This window comes from Pseudomonas sp. NY15437 (assembly GCF_048068435.1).
In the GTDB taxonomy this organism is placed as follows: Bacteria; Pseudomonadota; Gammaproteobacteria; order Pseudomonadales; family Pseudomonadaceae; genus Pseudomonas; species Pseudomonas nitroreducens_B.
The window spans coordinates 162836-183800 of record NZ_JBLUQC010000004.1 but is presented as its reverse complement, the minus strand read 5'-3'; the positions used below and the strand labels follow the sequence as shown (position 1 = coordinate 183800).

Annotated in this window: 14 protein-coding genes; all 14 read left to right on the top strand. The window is 57.2% G+C overall.

What is annotated here, in order from left to right:
* Positions 1-144: 144 nt before the first annotated feature.
* The 14 genes from ACNFIA_RS11095 to ACNFIA_RS11030 all read left to right on the top strand — a co-directional run bounded on the left by ACNFIA_RS11095 (position 145) and on the right by ACNFIA_RS11030 (position 20953).
* Entirely contained in the window at positions 145-939 is a 795-nt protein-coding gene (locus ACNFIA_RS11095; RefSeq protein WP_416784818.1) for an ABC transporter permease, read from the top strand.
* Positions 936-2219 (top strand): ABC transporter ATP-binding protein, encoded by a 1284-nt coding sequence (locus tag ACNFIA_RS11090; RefSeq protein ID WP_416784816.1) that lies wholly within the window; start codon positions 936-938, stop codon positions 2217-2219. Before ACNFIA_RS11095 ends, ACNFIA_RS11090 begins: the two co-directional genes overlap by 4 nt.
* On the top strand, positions 2209-4134 hold the full coding sequence (locus ACNFIA_RS11085) for a hypothetical protein (protein WP_416784814.1): 1926 nt from the start codon (positions 2209-2211) through the stop codon (positions 4132-4134). The genes ACNFIA_RS11090 and ACNFIA_RS11085 overlap by 11 nt, the downstream gene beginning before the upstream one ends.
* A gap of 12 nt (positions 4135-4146) precedes the next feature.
* Positions 4147-8151: a glycosyltransferase gene (locus ACNFIA_RS11080; protein ID WP_416784812.1), complete on the top strand. Its 4005-nt coding sequence runs from the start codon at positions 4147-4149 to the stop codon at positions 8149-8151.
* A gap of 55 nt (positions 8152-8206) precedes the next feature.
* Positions 8207-9241, top strand: a complete 1035-nt coding sequence (gene gmd, locus ACNFIA_RS11075) for a GDP-mannose 4,6-dehydratase (RefSeq protein ID WP_416784810.1) — start codon at positions 8207-8209, stop codon at positions 9239-9241.
* Positions 9241-10134, top strand: coding sequence for a GDP-mannose 4,6-dehydratase (locus tag ACNFIA_RS11070; RefSeq protein WP_416784808.1), 894 nt, complete (start codon positions 9241-9243; stop codon positions 10132-10134). The genes gmd and ACNFIA_RS11070 overlap by 1 nt, the downstream gene beginning before the upstream one ends.
* Complete coding sequence (locus tag ACNFIA_RS11065; protein ID WP_416784806.1) at positions 10134-11276, top strand: glycosyltransferase family 4 protein; 1143 nt, start codon at positions 10134-10136, stop codon at positions 11274-11276. Before ACNFIA_RS11070 ends, ACNFIA_RS11065 begins: the two co-directional genes overlap by 1 nt.
* On the top strand, positions 11276-12385 hold the full coding sequence (locus ACNFIA_RS11060; protein ID WP_416784804.1) for a glycosyltransferase family 4 protein: 1110 nt from the start codon (positions 11276-11278) through the stop codon (positions 12383-12385). Before ACNFIA_RS11065 ends, ACNFIA_RS11060 begins: the two co-directional genes overlap by 1 nt.
* A gap of 232 nt (positions 12386-12617) precedes the next feature.
* The gene (locus tag ACNFIA_RS11055) at positions 12618-13520 is read left to right on the top strand and encodes a glycosyltransferase family 2 protein (protein WP_416784802.1); all 903 of its coding nucleotides are present in this window, start codon (positions 12618-12620) and stop codon (positions 13518-13520) included.
* A 4-nt stretch (positions 13521-13524) separates the two neighbouring features.
* Positions 13525-14583 (top strand): dTDP-glucose 4,6-dehydratase, encoded by a 1059-nt coding sequence (rfbB, locus tag ACNFIA_RS11050; RefSeq protein WP_416784800.1) that lies wholly within the window; start codon positions 13525-13527, stop codon positions 14581-14583.
* Positions 14580-15485 carry a dTDP-4-dehydrorhamnose reductase gene (gene rfbD / locus ACNFIA_RS11045; RefSeq protein WP_416784798.1) on the top strand — a complete coding sequence of 302 codons (906 nt, stop codon included), beginning with the start codon at positions 14580-14582 and terminating at the stop codon, positions 15483-15485. The genes rfbB and rfbD overlap by 4 nt, the downstream gene beginning before the upstream one ends.
* Positions 15482-16363: a glucose-1-phosphate thymidylyltransferase RfbA gene (gene rfbA / locus ACNFIA_RS11040; RefSeq protein ID WP_416784796.1), complete on the top strand. Its 882-nt coding sequence runs from the start codon at positions 15482-15484 to the stop codon at positions 16361-16363. The genes rfbD and rfbA overlap by 4 nt, the downstream gene beginning before the upstream one ends.
* On the top strand, positions 16363-16908 hold the full coding sequence (rfbC, locus tag ACNFIA_RS11035) for a dTDP-4-dehydrorhamnose 3,5-epimerase (RefSeq protein WP_259757902.1): 546 nt from the start codon (positions 16363-16365) through the stop codon (positions 16906-16908). The genes rfbA and rfbC overlap by 1 nt, the downstream gene beginning before the upstream one ends.
* 46 nt (positions 16909-16954) lie before the next feature.
* Positions 16955-20953, top strand: a complete 3999-nt coding sequence (locus tag ACNFIA_RS11030; protein ID WP_416784793.1) for a rhamnan synthesis F family protein — start codon at positions 16955-16957, stop codon at positions 20951-20953.
* The last annotated feature ends 12 nt before the right edge of the window (positions 20954-20965 follow it).

Below are 20965 nucleotides of genomic sequence, written 5' to 3'. Positions count from 1 at the left end.
TTCATAACATGGAGCCGTACCGCTCGCATATCACAGGCATGGTGTTCCAACGATCGAAGCCAGTGACGGATCAACCGCAGCTGCAGTGCCCCACGCTTCACTATACGAAACGCCATATCAACAAGAGGAGCTTCAGGAGCCTTTATGTTCGGGATGTTAAGTAGCCTTTGGGATTATAGGGGATTCATCCTTTCCTCTATCCGAAATGAGTTCTTCGCGCGATTCGCCCGGAGCAAATTGGGTGGGCTCTGGATGATCATCCATCCACTTTCCCAAGTTGCCATCTACGCACTTGTACTATCGAATGTAATCCAGGCAAAACTCCCCGACATCGACCACAGCTATGCCTACGCGCTGTATCTGATGGCCGGCATAGTCGCCTGGAACCTGTTTTCCGACATAATCGGGCGTTACCTGACCTTGTTCATAGAGCAAGGCAACCTGATGAAGAAGATGAAGTTCCCGCGCATCACACTCCCCGCTGTGGTATTGGGATCTGCACTGCTCAACAACTTGCTGCTGATTATTTCTCTCGTCGTGGTATTCGCCCTGATGGGCCAAAAGATCACACCGGAAATACTTTGGCTGATCCCTCTCGTGCTCGTGACGACTGCACTTGCCACAGGAATCGGTCTGGTGCTCGGCATACTCAACGTATTTGTTCGAGATATAGGACAGGTCGTTCCAATTGTCATGCAGGTCTGGTTCTGGCTGACTCCCATCATTTACCCGGTCTCCGTCATTCCGGAGAAATTCAAGGGCTCGATGGCTTACAACCCCATGTTCCCGATTGTCAGCGCCTATCAGGATATCCTGGTCTACAACAAGGCTCCCGACTACATGAGCATTGCCTGGATCGCCGCTATTTCTATTGTACTCATGGCGTTCGGCCTGTTCCTCTTCCGTCGCGCAGCGCCTGAGATGGTGGACGTACTATGAACTCGCTAGAAGTAAACGAGATCGGCAAGGCATTTGTCGGCTATCGCTCCGAATGGCAGCGCATTGCCAGATGGCTCTACCTCCCGAGCAGGCCAAGTACCGAGCACTGGATTATCCGCAATATAAGCTTCTGCGTCGCAAGCGGTGAGGCCGTTGGCATCGTGGGCCAGAACGGCGCAGGAAAATCGACGCTGTTGAAAATGATTTCGGGAACCTTGCAGCCCTCCGAAGGCAGTATCCAGATCAATGGCCGAGTCTCAGCGATCCTCGAACTAGGCATGGGTTTCAACCCAGACCTGACAGGCAGGAAAAATGTCTATCATGCCGCAGGGCTGATGGGATTCACGACTGAAGAGATCGACCAGTTCATCCCGGATATCGAAGCCTTCGCTGATATTGGCGAATACTTCGATCAACCGGTGCGCACCTATTCTAGCGGTATGCAGGTTCGTCTGGCTTTCGGGATAGCAACCGCCGCTCGGCCGGAAATCCTCATCATTGATGAGGCCTTGGCGGTAGGCGACGCCGCTTTTCAGCGCAAGTGCTTCCAGCGAATCGAAAAGTTCATGGCAGAAGGAACAACCCTGCTCTTTGTAAGCCACGACATTGAAACTGTGAAGAAGATGTGCAACAGGGCAATCTTTATTAAAGAAGGACGCCTCGAAAGAATCGGCCCGGCAAAACAGGTCTGCGACGAATACGAACGCTACCTGTTCAGCGGAAAGTCATCCGCGAATCGTTCGTCCACGAGCGCCAAAAAGACTTCAGAGTCTAACGAGGCTCTTTATGACCCAGCCCTGACCACAGGGTGCGAAATGATCTATGGCAGCGGTGATGCAGACATAGTCGCGTGCTGGCTAGAAGACAACCTCGGCCGGAGAATCAACATCATCGAGTCTGGCACCACGTTCAGTTGGTGCTATCGCGTTCACTTCCACAGTGACGTCACGCACCCGATATTCTCCATGATGCTGAAGACTCGGGAAGGCATTGCAATCTTCGGAACTGATAGCACCACGCTGGGCGAACCCCTCCCTAGTCCGAGGGCAGGGGAGGTGCGCGACATTAAGTTCACTCTCACGTCGCCATTGGCTCCAGGAGTCTACTACTTCAACTGCGGAATTCGACTCGATACCTCTGGCGAAGCAGAGTTTCTATGCCGAAGAATCGACGCCGCACTCCTACGTGTAACCTCTACCGATCATACCACTACAGCCATAGGCATTGTAGAGATGCAGGCATCGCTTAAAGACATCTCGGTGAGCACGCATGATGCTTGACAGCCCTGTATTCATTCACTCCTTGTTCCGCTCCGGTAGTACTTACATTTTCAACACGTTCCGGAATGCGAAAAGCGACTTTTGGTGCTATCAGGAGCCACTGCACGAATTCATCCTGTCATCCAGAGAAACTCCGCAGAATCTCATCATTGAAAGTGATGCACTATTAACCGCCCTGCGTCACCCGAAGATGTCTGCCCCTCACTTCCAAGAGGTGTACGAGGTCGCAGAAAGCTGTCTTTCCCACCTATCGGCAGATATGTGCTATGCCGGCTACTTCGGTGAGGACAGCGTAACCAGTGGTGCCCCCTATTTCAGCTCACTCATCGAGGCAGCGAAAGGCCGACCGGTCATCGAAGAGTGCCGGACAGCATTGCGTATCGGTACGCTGAAGAAGGCACTGGGTGGCACGCATATCTACCTATGGAGAAACCCATGGGACCAATGGTGGTCGTATAAGACCTTTCCCTACTTCACACACGCGAACCAGGTAATCCTAGACTCCTGCACGGGACCGCAAGCGATCGGCATTCTCAAGGATGCCATTTCGTTTACCTCCAGCAATAAGACCACCATCGCCGAGCAATTCGAGTTCTTCTATCAAAGACCTCTTCCTGCAAGCGAAAGCTATCTGCTGTTCTACGTCCTCTGGTGCATGGCCCTAAGGGAAGGGCACTCCGCCGGTGATATTCTGCTGAATATTGACCGACTTTCGGAAAGCTCCGAGTACCGTCGGGAAATCTCGGCTCAACTGCAGCAGCACAATATAACCGGCCTGGATTTTTCAGACTGCAGAAGCCCACGCGCGGTGTATGACAAGGAAGAAATTCAGTTCTTCGAAGAAATCGAAGCCCGAGCGGCGGCAATTCTACTCGCGGGCGGCTGGACTCAGAGCGAGTTGGACGAGGTGCTTGCGCTACGCAAACGCTTTACCCCTGTCCACCAGTCGAACTCGGGGAAAGTTGATAGCAGCAATTCTCTAAGAGATGCGAGCCGGGCTCGCCAGCTCGTTATGCGCTATGAAAACAGCCAAAGCGAACTAGCACACCAGTTGGCGGCAAAGCACTGCGAAGCATCCGGGCTTCTCAGCGAGAATGAACACCTGAGTCAAATACTCAGCTCCAGAGAGGCCGAATTGGCAGATCTGAAGCTTGAGCTTCAGGCTGAGCAAGGTAAGCAAGGTCTCTTGGAGGCCAGTCTTGAAGAAGCACGCGAAAGCCAGCGAAAGTCCAATGGAGCAATATCCAACCTTCAGGACACCGTCACCATAGCCGAGCACGCACTAGAAAGACAGCGTACGGAGTTGGAGGACCTGAAGCAGGAATTGCAGAACCGGCATGACAGACTAGAGCTGCTCGAGCAGGAACGTGAAGAGGTGTTGGAAAGCCTCAGCACATCCAACAGCACGATAACTGACCTACAGAACGCTATCACTTTGGTGGAGCATGCTCTGAAAGAGCGAACCGTGGAACTGGCTGCGGCCAACAATCAGCTCGATGACATAATGAACAGCAAGTCTTGGCGTATTACCAAACCTCTTCGGCTCGGCTCAAGAGCCGTGAGGGCTATATCGGGCAAGGATTCTGAATTCCTCGTCCATACCAAACGGAAGATCAAGAGCCGTTGCGCTGCCTTTCTGAAATTTATTCTTCAGAACCCGGAACTCAAGCGGATAGTCTCCGTGAGACTGGCGCGCCACCCAAGGTTGAAGGCGAAGATTAAGAGAGTCGTCTGGGCATTGGACCGTAGACTGCGTAACTCCCCCCAAGACCAGCAGTTCGACATTCCACAAGAAAAATTCAACCCAGCGTCGGCGCCGATCAACTCGGTAGCAACCCAAAGCGCACCAGTGAGAAAAGAAGCCGGAATCAATCAGGACCAGAAGTCGCCACTCGAGTCCTATTTTTACAGCTAATACGGATATTTCATGAGCAAGATTCTAGCCCTCAGCTTCTTTCCAGCATTCACCCCACCGTCCAATGGAGGAGAGTCCAGGCTGTTCAATCTTTATTTTGAACTTAGCCGCTCGCACGAAGTAGTACTTCTCTCCTCCACCTTCCACGGGGTAGAGGAAAGTACTATCCAGCACGGAAGCAACTTCATTGAGCGACGAATCCCCAAGGACAATGCATTCGCTGAAAGCTGGAGCAAATTAAATACGTACGCGGGGAGTGGCAATGGCGACCTCTCCGCCCCCTCACTTGCCTTAGCTGCCAATTCGTTCGGGAACCTTCACTTAGCATATCTTGAAGAATATGCCGACGCCGACATCATTATCCACGAGTTCCCGTTCACTATTGGCTACGACATATTTGCCGGGGTGGACGGGAAGCCTCGCATCTACGACGCACATAACTGCGAGAGCGACCTTTACAAAGAGTTGCACGACTCCAAGGGCAACGCGGATGTTCCAGACTTGGTTATGGAGCTTGAGACAAGACTGCTCAAAGTCGCTGACATGTTGTTCTACTGCAGCTCTAATGACCTTGAACGCCTGAAGGAAATTTGTCCATCAGCATCTTTCGAAGCGACCTTCATTGCGAACGGCATGTCGCCAAAGGCCTCAAAGAGAGTCCCCAGCACGGCGGGTAAGTCGTTGGCCGCAGCCTTCATCGGCAGCGGGCATCCGCCAAACGCACTCGCGGCGAAACGGATCATTGAAAACATTGCTCCGGCGCTCCCAGAAATTACCTTCCACATCATTGGCACTTGCTTACCCGAAGGCAAATACCCGTCCAATGTCATTCGCCACGGCAGAGTAAGTGATAAGGAAAAGGAGCGGATACTCTGGGAAAGTCAGATCGCCCTTAATCCAATGGATCAGGGCAGTGGCTCCAACGTCAAAGTCCTAGACTACCTCTCCCATAGCATGGTAGTAATATCCAGCCAGTTCGGAATGCGAGGCATAGAAGCCAACGCCAACGAGCACTATGTGGCGGCCGACATTCAAGATTTCCCCCAGGCGATTCGGAGAATCATCAATTCTCCAGAGAAAATGTCGCATATCGCCGCCACCGGCGCGAAGCTTGCCAGTGAGCGATATACCTGGGCGAGCATTGCTGATCGCGCAAGCTTGGCAATCAATGAGTTGCTGTCGATCACCGGCCCCAACGCTGAAAAGCATGTCCTTGTCCTCAACGACTATAACTCATTCAAAATGGTCGGCGGTGGCGCCACGCGCACGCAGGGTATGTACAGCGCTGTCAAATCCTGGGCTCCGGTCATATTGATCTGCTTCTCTGACCGTGACTTTGGCGTAACCCAGGTAGACGAGCGCATACATGTCATCAGCGTTCCGATCTCGGCAGCGCACCGCGAGGAGCTGCATGAAACTAACCGGCAGTTCCACATCAGCGCTGACGACATCATTGCCGGCAAGCATTGCGCAGCCAACAGTGTATTCCTGTCCGTCTATCGCGCGCTTCGAAAAGACGCACGCTGCGTCATTATCGAACACCCCTACTTGTCACAGATTCCGGTCATGCATGGCGACCGGTTCATCTATTCATCGCAGAATGATGAGACACTGCTCAAGCAACGCCTTCTTCAATACCATCCTCTGCGAGACTCGCTGATTGCAGAGGTTACCCGCCTTGAGAAGCAGGCCGTAGAATGCGCCGCCGCGGTAGTTGCAGTATCCGAGGATGATGCTATAAGCCTACTGTCCGAGCGCCGCACAGCCGGCCCCTGTATTGTTGTCCGTAATGGAGCACTTGCGCCGGCGGAGCGAGATGAGCAACTCTTCGAAACTTGCCGACGCGAAATCCGCAGCAACTCAGTAGTATTTCTGGGTTCTGCACACATGCCGAACGTAGACTCTGCCAACTTCATCATTGAGCATGTCGCCGGAGACTGCCCCGATGTGGAATTCCACTTCGTTGGGTCGGTCTGTGGCGCTATTTCCACAAAGCCACCGAAGAACGTCAGGCTCTGGGGAGTATTGGATGATGGACAAAAGTCCTCTGTGTTGCAGTCCTGCAGAATTGCCCTGAACCCCATGATGAGTGGTGGCGGCTCGAACGTTAAGCTCGCCGACTATCTCGGCAACGGACTGTTTACGATAACCACCAGCTTTGGCCAACGTGGTTACCCTCAAGATATACAGGAACATATTTGCGTCTGCGAATCCAAAGAGTTCGCTGGCGCGATCAAGAACGCTCTTCAGCAACCGGACCTTTTCACTAAGGAAAAGCGCCTTGCCAGGCGAGAATTATTCGAAAAGCTTCTCTCGATGAGCTCTCTTGCTTCTGGATTCATCGGCTTGCTGAAGGGCCTTGAAAAAACAAGAAAGCGTGCACTATTTGTGACTTATCGGTATACCGCACCCGCGGCAGGCGGCGCCGAGGCTATGCTTCATCGGCTCCTGAAATCGCTGGGCAGCACCGACGAATTTATGATTGACGTAGTGGCGCCGGAAGTAGCCGTCATCAGTAACCATTCCAGGTTCGCTGAGCACTACGGCTTTTCTCCTGTCAGCGCGTTCCCAAATATGCCCAATACCCGATTCGCGCGCTTCCCACTCGACCCGCAGGATGAGCCGACCCAGGCTCTGGAAAGAGCGTGGCGTGTACAGACCTGCTTCGAACGCCAACTGCATCGCCAGCTGGAGGGGCAGTATCAGCAGACTGGGCTCGGCTGGGGATGGGGCTCACCTAGCTCAAACGATGAGAGTGCTTATCGCTGGGCATTCACCTCATGCGGGTTGTATCTCTCGAGCCCTATGGAAGTGAAGATCTCCGCCTACTCCCACGAAAAGGTCTCCATCACCGTCAGGGACTCGCAGGGCTTGCAACTACTATCCGTAGAAGCAGATCGAGACTTCGAACTACATTTCGATGCCCCGCAAGGCAGCATCGAAATATCGACATCCGTAGAGTACAGCGGCGACGATCCGAGGCCACTCGCTTTCTTGGTACGTGACCTTTACTTCGATGGCACCCGCCAATCCTTGGCATCCGCACTTGAGATCCCGCGAGGAATCGGTGCCGATGCGGTCTTCGACCATATGCTTGCGGCTGCCCGCGCGACCCGATTCCCAGCCGATCTAAGCTTGACCGACATTCGAGGGCCTCACTCTGCATCGATGGAGCGGTACATCGCAGAGCATGCTGCAGACTACGATCTGATCATTACCCACAATGTCGTATTCCGCCCCGCAGTGGTCGCAGTAGAACACGCCAATCGCAACAAAGTTCCTGTCGTGCTCATTCCGCATACGCACCTTGATGATGACTACTATCACTTCCCTGATCTTCACCAAGCAGCGCTGAATGCCGATCTGGTGTTGGCCTCTCCGAAGGCAGCTTGCAGATTCTATGAAAGGCTTGGGGCAAATTCGCATTATTTGCCGGCAGGGGTCGATTGCGCAGAGGCGTTTACCGAGCAGGATTGCGCCGCGTTCAAGGCCATTTGGCCCTCCAAGAAGCGCTTTGTGCTTGTTCTAGGACGAAAGGCAGGGGCCAAAGGTTATCGAGATGTAATTGCCGCAGTCGAAGCCATCAATGCACAAGGGGAAGAACTGCACGCCATCCTGATCGGACCGGATGACGACCAGCAGCCAATCTCGTCTCCTCACGCGACCTACCTCGGCATGCAGCCGAGAAGTGTTGTCCGCGGCGCGCTGCAATGCTCCGAGACGCTTGTGAACATGAGCTCCAGCGAGAGCTTCGGTATTGTCCTGCTGGAGGGATGGCTAGCCGGCACGGGCGTCATCGCGAATGAAAACTGTGCTGCATTCCATGACATGGCGACTGACGGACTGAACGCCTTGCTGACGTCACCCGAGAATCTTCGGTCGGCCATCCTGCGGGTAATTAGAGAGCCAGGGCTTAGGGATAAACTGGCTATCAATGGGAAGAAAACGGCGCAAGAGTACGACTGGTCGGAGGTCGGCTATGCGTTTAGCCACTTCTGCCGCCAGCTTGTAAACTAATCAGCCACCGGCCGCACTACCAACGCGCCAACAAGAAAGACTGGAGTATTTACTAATGAATTCTGCGATTGTAACCGGCATCACGGGCCAAGACGGCGCATATCTGGCTGAGTTGCTGCTGGAGAAGGGCTATACCGTCTACGGCACATACCGCCGCACCAGTTCCGTGAACTTCTGGCGAATCGAAGAGCTGGGTATCGCCCAGCATCCCAATCTGCACCTGGTCGAGTACGACCTGACTGATCTGTCCGCCAGCATTCGCCTGCTGCAGCAAACCAGTGCCACCGAGGTCTACAACCTCGCGGCGCAGAGCTTTGTTGGTGTGTCGTTCGACCAGCCAATCACAACCGCGGAAATCACCGGAGTGGGCCCGGTCAACCTGCTCGAAGCAATCCGCATCGTCAACCCGAAGGTGCGCTTCTACCAAGCGTCCACCTCCGAGATGTTTGGCAAAGTACAGGCCATTCCTCAGACCGAAGACACTCCGTTCTATCCGCGCAGCCCTTACGGCGTGGCCAAACTGTACGCGCACTGGATGACCATCAACTACCGCGAATCCTATGGCATCTTTGGCTGCAGCGGCATTCTGTTCAACCACGAGTCTCCGTTGCGTGGCCGCGAGTTCGTGACCCGCAAGATTACCGACAGCGTGGCGAAGATCAAACTGGGCAAACTCGACGTCCTTGAACTGGGCAACCTCGACGCCAAGCGTGACTGGGGCTTCGCAAAAGAGTATGTCGAAGGCATGTGGCGCATGCTGCAGGTCGACGAACCCGACACCTACGTACTAGCGACCAACCGCACCGAAACCGTTCGCGACTTCGTGCGTATGGCTTTCAAGGCCGCTGGTATCGCCATTCGTTTCGAGGGTACCGAAGAGAAAGAAATCGGCATCGACGAAACATCGGGCAAGGTCCTCGTCCGAATCAATCCGAAATTCTATCGTCCGGCCGAAGTCGAACTGCTCATTGGAAATCCGGCTCGTGCCACCGAGAAACTTGGATGGGCGCCGAAGACTACGCTGGAAGAACTCTGCCAGATGATGGTCGACGCGGACCTGCGTCGCAACGAGGCGGGATTCTCCTTCTGATGACTAATTCAGCCAAGCGCGTACTGATCACCGGAAGCCGGGGGTTTACTGGCGTTTATATGGCTGGCGAAATGGCTGCTGCGGGCTACCAGGTGATAGGCCTGGGCTCGCAGCCTGCCGCTGATGAGAACTATGTCCAAGCCAATCTTAACGATGCTGATGAACTGAATCGGCATATTCGCGAGATACAGCCGGATATCGTTATTCACTTGGCGGCGCTGGCCTTCGTCGGTCATGGCGACCCCAAGGCCTTTTACGACGTCAATCTGGTAGGCACTCGGAATCTGTTGCAGAGCCTGGCCAATAGTCAGCACCGCCCGGAGGCCATACTGGTCGCCAGTAGCGCAAACGTCTACGGGAACTCTTCGGAAGGGCAGCTTGATGAGCAGACTGCACCGCAGCCCGCAAACGACTATGCGGTCAGTAAACTCGCCATGGAGTACATGACGAAGCTGTGGATGCCACAGCTCCCGATGATCATCACTCGCCCCTTCAACTACACCGGCGTGGGCCAGGCAGAGAATTTCCTGCTACCCAAGATCGTCTCGCATTTTCGCAGAAAGGCAGACGTCATCGAGCTCGGCAATGTAGATGTAGCCCGTGACTTTAGCGACGTGCGTAGCCTCGTGGCCGCCTACCGACGCCTCATAGAAGCTGGCGCGTTCGGTCAGACGGTAAATGTCTGCTCAGGCAGAACCTATTCGCTGCGGGAAATCATTTCCTTGTGCAGCGAAATCTCCAACCATGAAATCGAGATCAAAGTGAATCCTGAGTTCGTGCGCAAGAACGAGGTGCGCACCCTTTCAGGGGATAACGGCCTGCTCAAAACCCTGATTGGTGAGTGGGAAGTACCGCCTATTCGAGAAACTCTCCACTGGATGCTGAACGCTTGATGAAAGTTATCCTGTCAGTCGAGCCCGTGCGCTTTCCGTTGACAGGTATCGGGCGCTATACGTACGAATTAGCACAACAGCTTCTGCAGTTGCCAGATGACATCGACTTACGCCTCTTCAATGGCTCAGGCTTTGTCGGCCAACTGCCTGTTGCGAACGAGTCAGCTAGCACCAGCCATTGGCTGAAGCGAATGGTACAGAACAGTCACCTAGCTACCGAGGCCTATCGAGTGATATCGCCCGTGCTAAAACGCCGGGCGCTTCGAGAGTACGAAGATTTTGTCTATCATGGCCCGAATTTCTATCTCCCCCCCTTCCCGGGTCGAAGCGTAGTCACCTTCCATGATCTCTCTCCCTTTCTCTGGAGCGACTGTGCACCTGCGGGGAGAGTGCGCTATATGCAGAAGGAGCTTCATCTCTCGATAGAAAGAGGGTGCGCCTTCATTACGGATTCCGAGTTCAACAGGCTTGAGCTCATCAGGCATTTCTCTCTTCCCCCTCAGATAGTCCACTCCGTGCCATTGGCGGCCAGCCAGGAGTTTTTCCCGCGCGCTGAAGAAGAGATAGCTTCGACACTCTCCAGACATGGCCTGTCGTTTGGTGGCTACTCGCTGTATGTGGGGACAATCGAACCCAGAAAGAACCTGATCAATCTTTTGCACGCCTACAAGAAGCTGCCCCTTACCATGCGACGAGGGTGTCCGCTCATACTCACAGGCTATGCAGGCTGGCGGAGCGAGGCCATTCATCAGGCGATAGGGGCAGCAGCCAGAGAGGGATGGGCCCGCTACCTCGGATTTGCCCCCGCCGCCGATCTCCCACATCTATTTGCCGGTGCCAAGCTCTTCTGCTTTCCGTCACTGTACGAAGGCTTTGGGCTGCCGGTTCTGGAGGCAATGCAGAGTGGTGTGCCAGTCGTCTGTTCCGACAGTTCTTCCTTGCCGGAGGTCGCTGGCAAAGCTGCCCTGTCCTGCCCGCCGGAAGACGTGGAACAAATGTCGACACTGTTACTTCAGGGACTAGAGGACGAAGTTTGGCGCCGGGCAGCGAAAGCCGCGGGTCTCGATCAAGCTGCACAATTCAGTTGGAAGCGCTGCGCACTTGGAACGCAGCAGGTTTATAAATTGGCGCTGGGTTCGTAATGCGGGTTCTTCATTTTTTCAAGACTTATTATCCCGACAGTTTCGGGGGAATTGAGCAGGTCATCTACCAGCTGGCGGAAACTAGCCGCCACTACGGAGTTTCCGCCAAAGTTCTAACCCTGAGCTCAGCGCCCGTACGCGAAAGAGTTGTGGGATCGCACTCGGTCCGGAGTTCAAGGCAAACGTTCAATATTGCCTCTACCGGTTTTTCGCTGTCCGCCTTTGCAGACTTCCGGGAACTCGCAAATAAAGCGGATATCATCCACTATCACTTTCCATGGCCCTTCATGGATATGGTTCACTTCGCGAGCCAAGTGAAGAAACCGTCGATTGTAAGCTATCACTCGGACATTGTGCGCCAGAAGCTTCTGTTGAAATTGTACACGCCACTCATGCATAAGTTTCTGTCCAGCATGGACTGCATAGTTGCCTCCTCGCCCAACTACGCCAGATCCAGCGAAGTGCTGGTGAGGCACAGCGACAAGGTCAGCGTCATTCCTTACGGACTGGACGAGTCGACCTATCCCGACCCATCCGAAGAATCCCTGCGAGCCTGGCGCAGCCGGTTGGGCCCCAAATTCCTGCTGTTCGTTGGAATGCTTCGCTACTACAAGGGGCTTAATCATCTACTGGATGCGCTGGCCGGACTCAATTTCCCTCTCGTTGTGGCCGGCTCAGGCCCGCTTGAGATGGAACTGAAAGCGCAAGCATCCCGCCTCAAACTGCAGAACGTCCAATTCCTGGGCGCGATAAGCGACTACGACAAGGCCGCTCTTCTAAAACTCTGCCATGCATTTGTCTTTCCCTCGCACCTCCGTTCGGAAGCATTCGGCATCTCACTGCTGGAGGCGGCGATGTACGGTAAACCATTGATTTCTTGTGAGATCGGGACTGGTACTAGCTTTATCAATCTCGACGGTATTACCGGGCTGACCGTTCCTGCTGGCGACTCGCAGAAATTGCGCAGTGCTATCCAGAAAGTCTGGCTCGATGATGACTTTCATGAACGCTGTGGCAACGCAGCGCGGCGGCGCTTCGAGACGACCTTTTCTGCCAGTACGATGACCGAGAGCTACGTAGAACTGTACAGATCCATTATCAATGGCTGACCAGTTCGCTGCCCGGTGACGCGAGGCTATTGATCCTTGCATCATCGACACCACAAGCTGACTGCTCAGTCATCCTTTTGCAGGGTTGCAGAGCCGCAACCCAGACACTTATCCTGCGTCATAGTAAGCAAAAAATAACTAATAAGAAGCAGGGGATGCCGCTTTGGAAAGACAGCATTCAGCGCTTGCCGTGTCTTACGCCAGTCCCGACTGCCCAGCCAAGGTTGCCATTTTGTTGTCGACCTACAATGGCGCCCCCTACCTTCGCGAGCAGTTGGAATCGTTGATCGAGCAGACGGTTCAGGATTGGGTCATCCACGCCTCGGATGATGGCTCCAGCGATGCCACTTTGGAGATTCTGCGGGAGTACCAGCGACATCTGGGCCCAAACCGCCTGCTGATCCACGCAGGGCCTCGCCAGGGATTTGCCGCCAACTTCCTTTCCTCGATCCGACGCACCCAGGGGCAGGCCGATTACTTCGCGTTCTGCGACCAGGATGACCTTTGGCAGCCTGACAAGCTCGAGCGCGGCCTGACTTGGGCAGCTTCGCATCCCGCGGACCTTCCCCTTCTTTACTGCTCGCGTACGCGTCTGATCGACGCTGACGGCCTGGGCATCGGCTTCTCGCCGCTGTTCCGCCGGGCCCCCAGCTTCGCCAATGCCCTGGTGCAGAGCATTGCCGGCGGCAACACCATGCTGTTCAACGCCGCGACCGCACGGTTGCTGAGCCTGACGCCCGACCATGTGCCGATCATTTCCCACGACTGGTGGACATACATCATCGTGACTGGATGCGGCGGCCGCGTGAATTACGATGCACATCCGGCGATCGACTACCGCCAACACGGCAACAACCTGATAGGCTCGAACTCGAGTGTCAGGGACCGACTCGTTCGGCTCCACCGCATGCTCAAAGGAACGTTCCGACACTGGAACGACGTGAATCTGGAGGCCGTTTCCTATTTCAGGCAGCACCTGACCTACGAAAACCAGCAGATCCTCGAGTTGTTCGGCAGTGCGCGCCGCGCGCCGCTGTATCGCAAGCTGTCGCTGATCAGCCAGTCAGGCGTTTACCGACAAACGCTTCCCGGCAACCTCGGACTGGTTGCCGCATCGCTCATGCAGAGGCTGTGACTCAATGACGATCCTCGTAACAGGCAGCGCTGGCTTTATCGGCTCCAACTTTGTCCTCGACTGGCTGGCTCGCCACGACGAAACCATCGTCAGCCTGGACAAGCTCACCTACGCCGGCAACCGCGAAAATCTGGCGAGTCTTGATAACGATGGGCGCCATCATTTCGTGCACGGCGACATCGGTGACGCGCAGTTGGTGTCCTCCCTGCTCCTTCAGTTTCAGCCACGCGCTGTGCTGAACTTCGCCGCGGAGTCCCATGTGGACCGCTCGATTCTTGGTCCGGAAGACTTTATCCAGACCAATGTGGTGGGCACCTTCCACTTGCTCGAAGCGGTACGCGCTTACTGGAACGCCCTCGAGGCGCCGCGCAAGGCGGAGTTCCGCTTCCTCCATGTATCTACCGATGAGGTCTACGGCACGCTGGAAGCCCAGGCTCCTGCCTTTACCGAGCAGCATCCCTACCAGCCCAATAGCCCCTACTCGGCATCCAAGGCCGCCTCCGACCATCTGGTGCGTGCCTACCATCACACCTATGGTCTGCCAGTGCTGACCACCAATTGCTCGAACAACTATGGGCCGTATCACTTCCCGGAGAAGCTCATACCACTGGTGATCCGCAACGCCCTCGCAGGCGAAGCGCTGCCGATCTACGGCGACGGCCAACAGATCCGCGACTGGCTGTACGTGAAGGACCATTGCAGCGCCATTCGCCGTGTGCTCGAGGCCGGGCAGGTGGGGGAAACCTACAACGTGGGAGGCTGGAACGAGAAAACCAACCTGGAAGTCGTTCATCACATCTGCGACACCCTGGATCGCGAGGCTCCACGCCAGGATGGACGCAGCTACCGTGACCAGATCAGCTTCGTGAAGGATCGCCCTGGCCATGACCGCCGCTATGCCATCGACGCCACTCGGCTGGAGCGGGAACTGGGCTGGAAGCCGGCAGAGACCTTCGAAACGGGCATCGCCAAAACAGTGCGCTGGTACCTGGATAACCAGGCCTGGGTGGAGAACGTTGCCAGCGGCGCCTACCGGGAGTGGCTCAGCCAGCAGTACGCATGAACGACATTCTAATCCTCGGTGGTAATGGCCAGGTCGGCTGGGAACTGCAGCGAGCATTGGCGCCGCTAGGTCGCCTGACGATCTGCGACCGTCAGCGGGGAAACCTTGAAGACCTGGACGGCTTGCGAAAGCTTGTTGAAAGCGAGCGACCGGCCATCATCGTCAACGCTGCCGCCTACACGGCGGTGGACAAGGCAGAAACGGATTTCGAGCGTGCGCAACGGGTGAATGCCCAGGCTGTCGGCCACTTGGCCTCTCTGGCTGGCGAGCTTGGCGCCTGGCTCGTGCACTACTCGACCGACTACGTGTTCGATGGCGAGGGCGAGCAGCCGTTTCGCGAAGAGGACTTGCCGGCCCCGCTCAACGCCTATGGCCGCACCAAACTGGCCGGCGAGCAGGCCATCCGCGAAAGCGGCTGTCGCCACCTGATCTTCCGCACCAGTTGGGTCTATGCCGCGCGCGGTACAAACTTCGCCAAGACCATGCTGCGCCTGGCAGCAGACCGGGAAGAGCTGCGCATCGTCGCCGATCAGATCGGCGCGCCTACCAGCGCCGACCTTATCGCCGACATCACCGCGCAGGTGCTGGGGCAACTGCGGAACCATCCTCAACCCGATAGCCTCAGCGGTCTCTATCACCTTACGGCCAGCGGCGAGACGAGCTGGCATGGTTACGCCCGCTTCGTCATCGCCCAAGCCCAGCGACTGGGCTTGCCGCTGCGTACCACTCCCGAGCGCGTCCTGCCAATCATGACCCATGAATACCCGCTTCCCGCGCCGAGGCCGGCAAACTCCAGGCTAGACACCACCCATCTCAGGGAGACCTTCGGTCTAACCCTGCCGGACTGGCAGTTTCACGTCCAGCGCATGCTGGTCGAGCTGATCGGAGAAAAAGCCGCATGAAGCGCAAAGGCATCATTCTCGCCGGCGGATCCGGCACCCGACTACACCCGGCCACGCTGTCAGTGTCCAAGCAACTGCTGCCGGTTTACGACAAACCAATGATCTACTACCCGCTGAGCACCTTGATGCTGGCGGGCATTCGCGAAATCCTGATCATCTCTACTCCACAGGACACTCCGCGGTTCCAGCAGTTGCTGGGCGACGGCCGCCGCTGGGGGCTGGAGCTGCAATACGCCGTGCAACAGACTCCCGAGGGGCTGGCGCAAGCCTTCCTGATTGGCGAAGACTTCCTGGCAGACAATCCCAGTGCCCTGGTGCTAGGCGATAACATCTACCATGGCCACGACTTCCAGGAACTGCTGGTCAATGCCATGCAGCGCGAAAGCGGTGCCAGCGTGTTTGCCTACCACGTGCATGATCCGGAGCGTTACGGGGTGGTGGAGTTCGATAGCCAAGGCAAAGCCATCAGCCTGGAGGAGAAGCCGAGCGCGCCCAAGTCCAACTATGCCGTGACCGGTCTGTATTTCTATGATCGGCAGGTCGTTGAGATCGCCAAGAGCATTCGCCCATCTGCCCGCGGCGAACTGGAGATCACCGACGTCAACCGCGCCTACCTTGAGCAGGGCGAACTCTCGGTGGAAATCATGGGCCGCGGTTACGCTTGGCTCGACACCGGCACCCATGAGTCCCTGCTGGATGCCAGCCAGTTCATCGCAACGCTCGAGAACCGCCAGGGGTTGAAAGTGGCCTGCCCGGAAGAAATCGCCTTCCGCCAGGGATGGATCAGTGCCGACGACCTACAACGTCTAGCCGCCTCGCTCGCCAAGAGTGGATATGGTCGCTACCTCCAACGTCTTCTGACACAAACGGTCTACTGATGAAAGTGACTCCACTGGCGATTCCCGACGTGCTACTGCTGGAGCCGCAGGTTTTTGGCGACAGCCGCGGCTTTTTTTTCGAGAGTTTCAATCAACGGAAATTCGAGCAGGCCGTGGGGCACGCGGTCACATTCGTTCAGGACAACCATTCCCGCTCGGCTCGCCACGTCCTGAGGGGCCTGCACTATCAGATCTGCCAGGCTCAGGGGAAACTCGTGCGAGTGACCCACGGCGAGGTATTCGACGTCGCCGTCGACTTGCGTCGTAGCTCGCCGACATTTGGCCGCTGGGTAGGCCAGGTTCTGAGCGCCGACAACAAGCTGCAGATGTGGATCCCCGAGGGTTTCGCCCACGGCTTCGTGGTCACCAGCGAAAGCGCCGAGTTTCTCTACAAGACCACCGATTTCTGGGCTCCCGAACATGAGCGCTGCATAGCCTGGAACGATCCGGAATTGGCCATCGAGTGGCCAATACAGGTCCAGCCTGAACTGTCCGGCAAAGACCGCGAAGGAAAGTCTTTGGCTGAGGCCGCTCTGTTCGACTGACGGTTTGGCGCAATACCACCACAACAAGAACAACGCAGTACGGAGAATGCTTGTGCAGCATCGGCGCAAGGTTGTGATCGTCCTCGGCATGCATCGCAGCGGGACCAGCGCGCTCACGCGCGGACTGCAGGCACTCAATCTGGATCTGGGCGAGAACCTCACCGAAGCGGTAGAGGGCAACAATGATAAGGGCTTCTGGGAAGACCGCGAAGTTGTGGCGATCAATGAAGTTCTGCTGGAGCGCCTGGGCGGCCACTGGGACTCGCTGACACCGCTCGACGAGCGCCAGCTTGATGCCCAGCTAACCGTCGACCTGGAGGAGCGTGCCGTACGCTACCTCGACGAGCGCTTCCGCACGTCCCCGCTGCTGGGCCTGAAGGACCCGCGCATCAGCCGATTGCTGCCATTCTGGCGCCGCCTGCTGGAGCGCCAGGACATCGAGGCCAGTTATGTCATCTGCGTGCGACATCCACTTAGCGTGGCCCGCTCACTTGCCTTGCGGGACGGTTTCAGCACGGCCAAGAGCCTGGCACTGTGGCAACAGCACACCCTCGATGCGCTGCGCCACAGCGACGACAGCCGACGCCTGGTGATCTGCTATGAGTACCTGATGGGCGACCCAGAGGGTCAGGTCATGCGCATGGCCGCCCGTCTCGACCTCCAGCCCGGCAGCCGTGAAAGCCTCGACGAATACGTCCATGAATTCCTCGACGATCAGTTGCAGCACGGCCGCCACGCCATCGACGACCCTGAGCTGGCCAATCAGGCGCCGGCGGCACTGCTGGACCTTTATCGGTTATGCATGGAGTTGGCCGCTGATCGGCGTTCCCTGGAACAAACCGAGACGCAGGACCTGCTGCGCTTTCTTTACAAACAACTTGAAGCCCAACGCGACGCCCTGACCCTGTTCCACCGTCATGACAGCAGCGAACTCCAGCGGCACGCGGCCCTGGTCCACGAATGGGAAGATACCCGCGCCGCGCTGGAGCAACGGCTCGAGGAACAGGCCGAGCGCCTGCGCAATTTGGTAGCTGAACTGAGCGCCGCTCAGCAACGAGGCAAGCGCCTGGAGGGGGAGTTGGACGGGACCCGCCGGGCACTCGAAGATACCCGCGCCACCGTAGAAAAAATCCAGTCTTCCACCTCGTGGATGCTGACCAAGCCCGTCCGCTTCACCACCCGACTGTTCAGCGGAAGACACCGCGAGGCACTGATCAGCCTACGCAACTATGGCGTGCAACTCGGCCGCAGTGCTTACTGGAAACTGCCGGTAGCCTATCGCGACCCGATGGTGCGCCTGGTCTACCGGCATATGGGCTTTGTCTTCAAGGGTGTGCCGCACTACGAGCAGTGGAGGAACCTCGGGCGACAGGGCGTTGGCGACGATCAACGGGCTCCGGAGCTGATCGATATCCAGCGCGTTCCAGCCTGCGGTACGCTGGACGGCCGAATCGCGATTCATCTGCATCTGTTCTACAGCGATCTCGCCGAGGAATTTCGCAGCTATTTCGCGAATATGCCCTTTACCTACGACCTGTTCGTCTCCGTGTGCGATCAGCCAGCGTCAGAAGTGGCTCAGCGCATTTTCGCCGCGTTGCCAAATTGTGGCGCCCTGCACGTCCAACAGGTGGAAAACCGTGGGCGCGACATGGCGCCATTCTTCTGCACCTTCGGCGAAGTGCTGCGCAACTACGACTATCTGTTGCACCTGCACAGCAAGAAATCCCTCTACAACCGGGGCGCTACGCAGGGCTGGCGAGAGTACTTGTGCGAGTCGCTGCTGGGCAGCTCCGACAGAATCCGCTCGATATTCACGCTGCTCGACAGTGACCGATGCGGCATCGTCTACCCGCAGAACTACGACGGTCTGCCCTACATGGCCAACACCTGGCTGGCCAACCGTTCGCGTGGTCATACCTGGGCCCAGCGCATCGGCCTGGCGCGGGTGCCGGAAGGCTATTTTCACTACCCCGCCGGCAGTATGTTCTGGGCTCGCAGCGAAGCGCTCAAACCGCTGTTCGATGCTCAACTGAAACTGGAAGACTTCGAGGCCGAAGCGGGCCAGCGCGACGGGACCCTGGCCCATTGCCTGGAGCGACTGCTGACCTTGAGCAGCCAGGCACAGGAACTGCCAATCGCGATCCTTGCCGACCCGCAACCCCACGCCTGGTCGCCCTGGGGCTTGCACCACTACTTCGCCCGCAGCCATGAACACCTGCAACACGCGATTGCGGCCGAACAGACCAAAGCGGTCGCCTTCGACATCTTCGATACCTTGCTGGTGCGGCCGCTGATCAATGCCGAATCCACCAAGCAACTGGTCGCCCGGCAGGCCGGCGCCACCCTTGGCGGCCTCTATCTTGATTACCGCGCCAGCGCCGAGGGGCGCGCCCGCGAGCGTGCCGGGCGAGACGTCGGCCTGGACGAGATCTATGCCGAACTGCAGCGTCTAACCGGCATCAAGGATGAGGAACGGCGCCAACTCCAGACACTCGAAGAGCGTATCGAGCTGGCCAGCGTCAGCGCCCGCCCAGAAGCCGTCGCCCTGTTCATGCATGCTTGCCAACTGGGCAAACCGGTCCTGCTGATCAGCGACATGTTCCTTCCGCGCCGTTGTATCGAGCAGATGCTTCGTCGCAACGGTATCGACGGCTGGACGACCTTCTACCTGTCCAACGAGGTCGGGGTGCGCAAGGACCAGGGCGAGCTGTACCATCATGTCCTGCGTGATCGCCAGTTGGATCCACAAGATCTCCTCATGATCGGCGACAACGAGCGCTCGGACTTCCAGATTCCTGACGACCTGGGCATTCGAACGGTACATCTGCTCCGGCCGACCGAACTGGCCCGCGGCCTGCCGGCGTTCCGTCCACTGGTGGAAGAATGCGAGCGCCACGCCGAACTGGACCACGAGTTGATGCTGGGTCTCCTGCTACGGCGCAACTTCTCTCCGCTTACCTACGCGGGGCTGCCAGTGCGCCAAATCACTCGGGACGACGCCGAGCTGCTCGGCTACAACATCCTCGGCCCACTGCTGGCGAGCTTCTCCGACTGGCTGTGGCATACCGCGCGGCGCGACGGGATTGACCAGTTGCACTTCCTGTCCCGCGAAGGAAAGTTGCTAAAGGCAGCCTACGACCTCTGGTGCGAAGGGCTGGAGGACACTCCATCCGCGCACTACCTGGTGGTTTCGCGACGGGCCACCACCATGGCTCGGCTCGCGGATTGGGAGGACATCCAGCGCCTCGCGCGGCCCACCTACTTTGCCAACAGTCTGGAAAACTTCCTCGACTCACGCTTCGGCTATCAGCTGAGCGCTGAGCGCCGCCAGCAGTTGATCAGTGCCGGCCATTGGCGCGAAGAGCAGCAGGTGGAAGTGATCGACAACGATATCCGTTCCATCGTCCCCGTGCTGCAGGCGCTACAGGCAGAACTGCTGGAGCAGGGAGCCCGCGAGCGCCCGGCGATGATGGCGTACCTGCAGTCGACCCCCCTGGCGTTGGCGCAGAACACGGCGGTGGTCGATGTCGGCTATTCCGGCACTATTCAGGCCCAGCTCACCCGGCTGTTAGCGCGCCCGATCCATGGCTACTACTTCATTACCGACAAGGACATCGCCCAAGTGGTGGAGCCGCTCGGGGTCTGGGCGCAGGGTTGCTTCCTGGACCAGGCTACGCGGCTGCAGCCGGGCGCGGAATTGTACCGGCAGAGCTTTCAGCTGGAGAAACTGCTCAGCGCCGACGACACCCAATTGCTGCGCTATGAACTGGACGCCGCCGGGCACCCGCTCGGGCGGTTTCTACCGCAAACCGAGCAGGAAAGGCTCGCCTGTGTGACGCGCCGAGCAGTCCAAAAAGGGGCGCTGGCGTATGTTGCACACGCTCGCGAGCTACGTGAAAACCTGCTACCAGGCCTGCGCCCACCCAGGGAGTTTGCTCTGCGCTTATGGTCGCTGTTCATAGAACGCCCCAGCGCGGAAGAAGAACACATGCTGCAGCGCCTGACGCTAGATGACCATTATTGCGGCCGCGGCTACGTTAGCTGACAGGTACCGCAT

Coding starts and splice junctions, on each gene's coding strand:
- ACNFIA_RS11095 (WP_416784818.1), top strand. CDS start 145: ATGTTCGGGATGTTAAGTAGCCTTTGGGATTATAGGGGATTCATCCTT.
- ACNFIA_RS11090 (WP_416784816.1), top strand. CDS start 936: ATGAACTCGCTAGAAGTAAACGAGATCGGCAAGGCATTTGTCGGCTAT.
- ACNFIA_RS11085 (WP_416784814.1), top strand. CDS start 2,209: ATGATGCTTGACAGCCCTGTATTCATTCACTCCTTGTTCCGCTCCGGT.
- ACNFIA_RS11080 (WP_416784812.1), top strand. CDS start 4,147: ATGAGCAAGATTCTAGCCCTCAGCTTCTTTCCAGCATTCACCCCACCG.
- gmd (WP_416784810.1), top strand. CDS start 8,207: ATGAATTCTGCGATTGTAACCGGCATCACGGGCCAAGACGGCGCATAT.
- ACNFIA_RS11070 (WP_416784808.1), top strand. CDS start 9,241: ATGACTAATTCAGCCAAGCGCGTACTGATCACCGGAAGCCGGGGGTTT.
- ACNFIA_RS11065 (WP_416784806.1), top strand. CDS start 10,134: ATGAAAGTTATCCTGTCAGTCGAGCCCGTGCGCTTTCCGTTGACAGGT.
- ACNFIA_RS11060 (WP_416784804.1), top strand. CDS start 11,276: ATGCGGGTTCTTCATTTTTTCAAGACTTATTATCCCGACAGTTTCGGG.
- rfbB (WP_416784800.1), top strand. CDS start 13,525: ATGACGATCCTCGTAACAGGCAGCGCTGGCTTTATCGGCTCCAACTTT.
- rfbD (WP_416784798.1), top strand. CDS start 14,580: ATGAACGACATTCTAATCCTCGGTGGTAATGGCCAGGTCGGCTGGGAA.
- rfbA (WP_416784796.1), top strand. CDS start 15,482: ATGAAGCGCAAAGGCATCATTCTCGCCGGCGGATCCGGCACCCGACTA.
- rfbC (WP_259757902.1), top strand. CDS start 16,363: ATGAAAGTGACTCCACTGGCGATTCCCGACGTGCTACTGCTGGAGCCG.
- ACNFIA_RS11030 (WP_416784793.1), top strand. CDS start 16,955: ATGCTTGTGCAGCATCGGCGCAAGGTTGTGATCGTCCTCGGCATGCAT.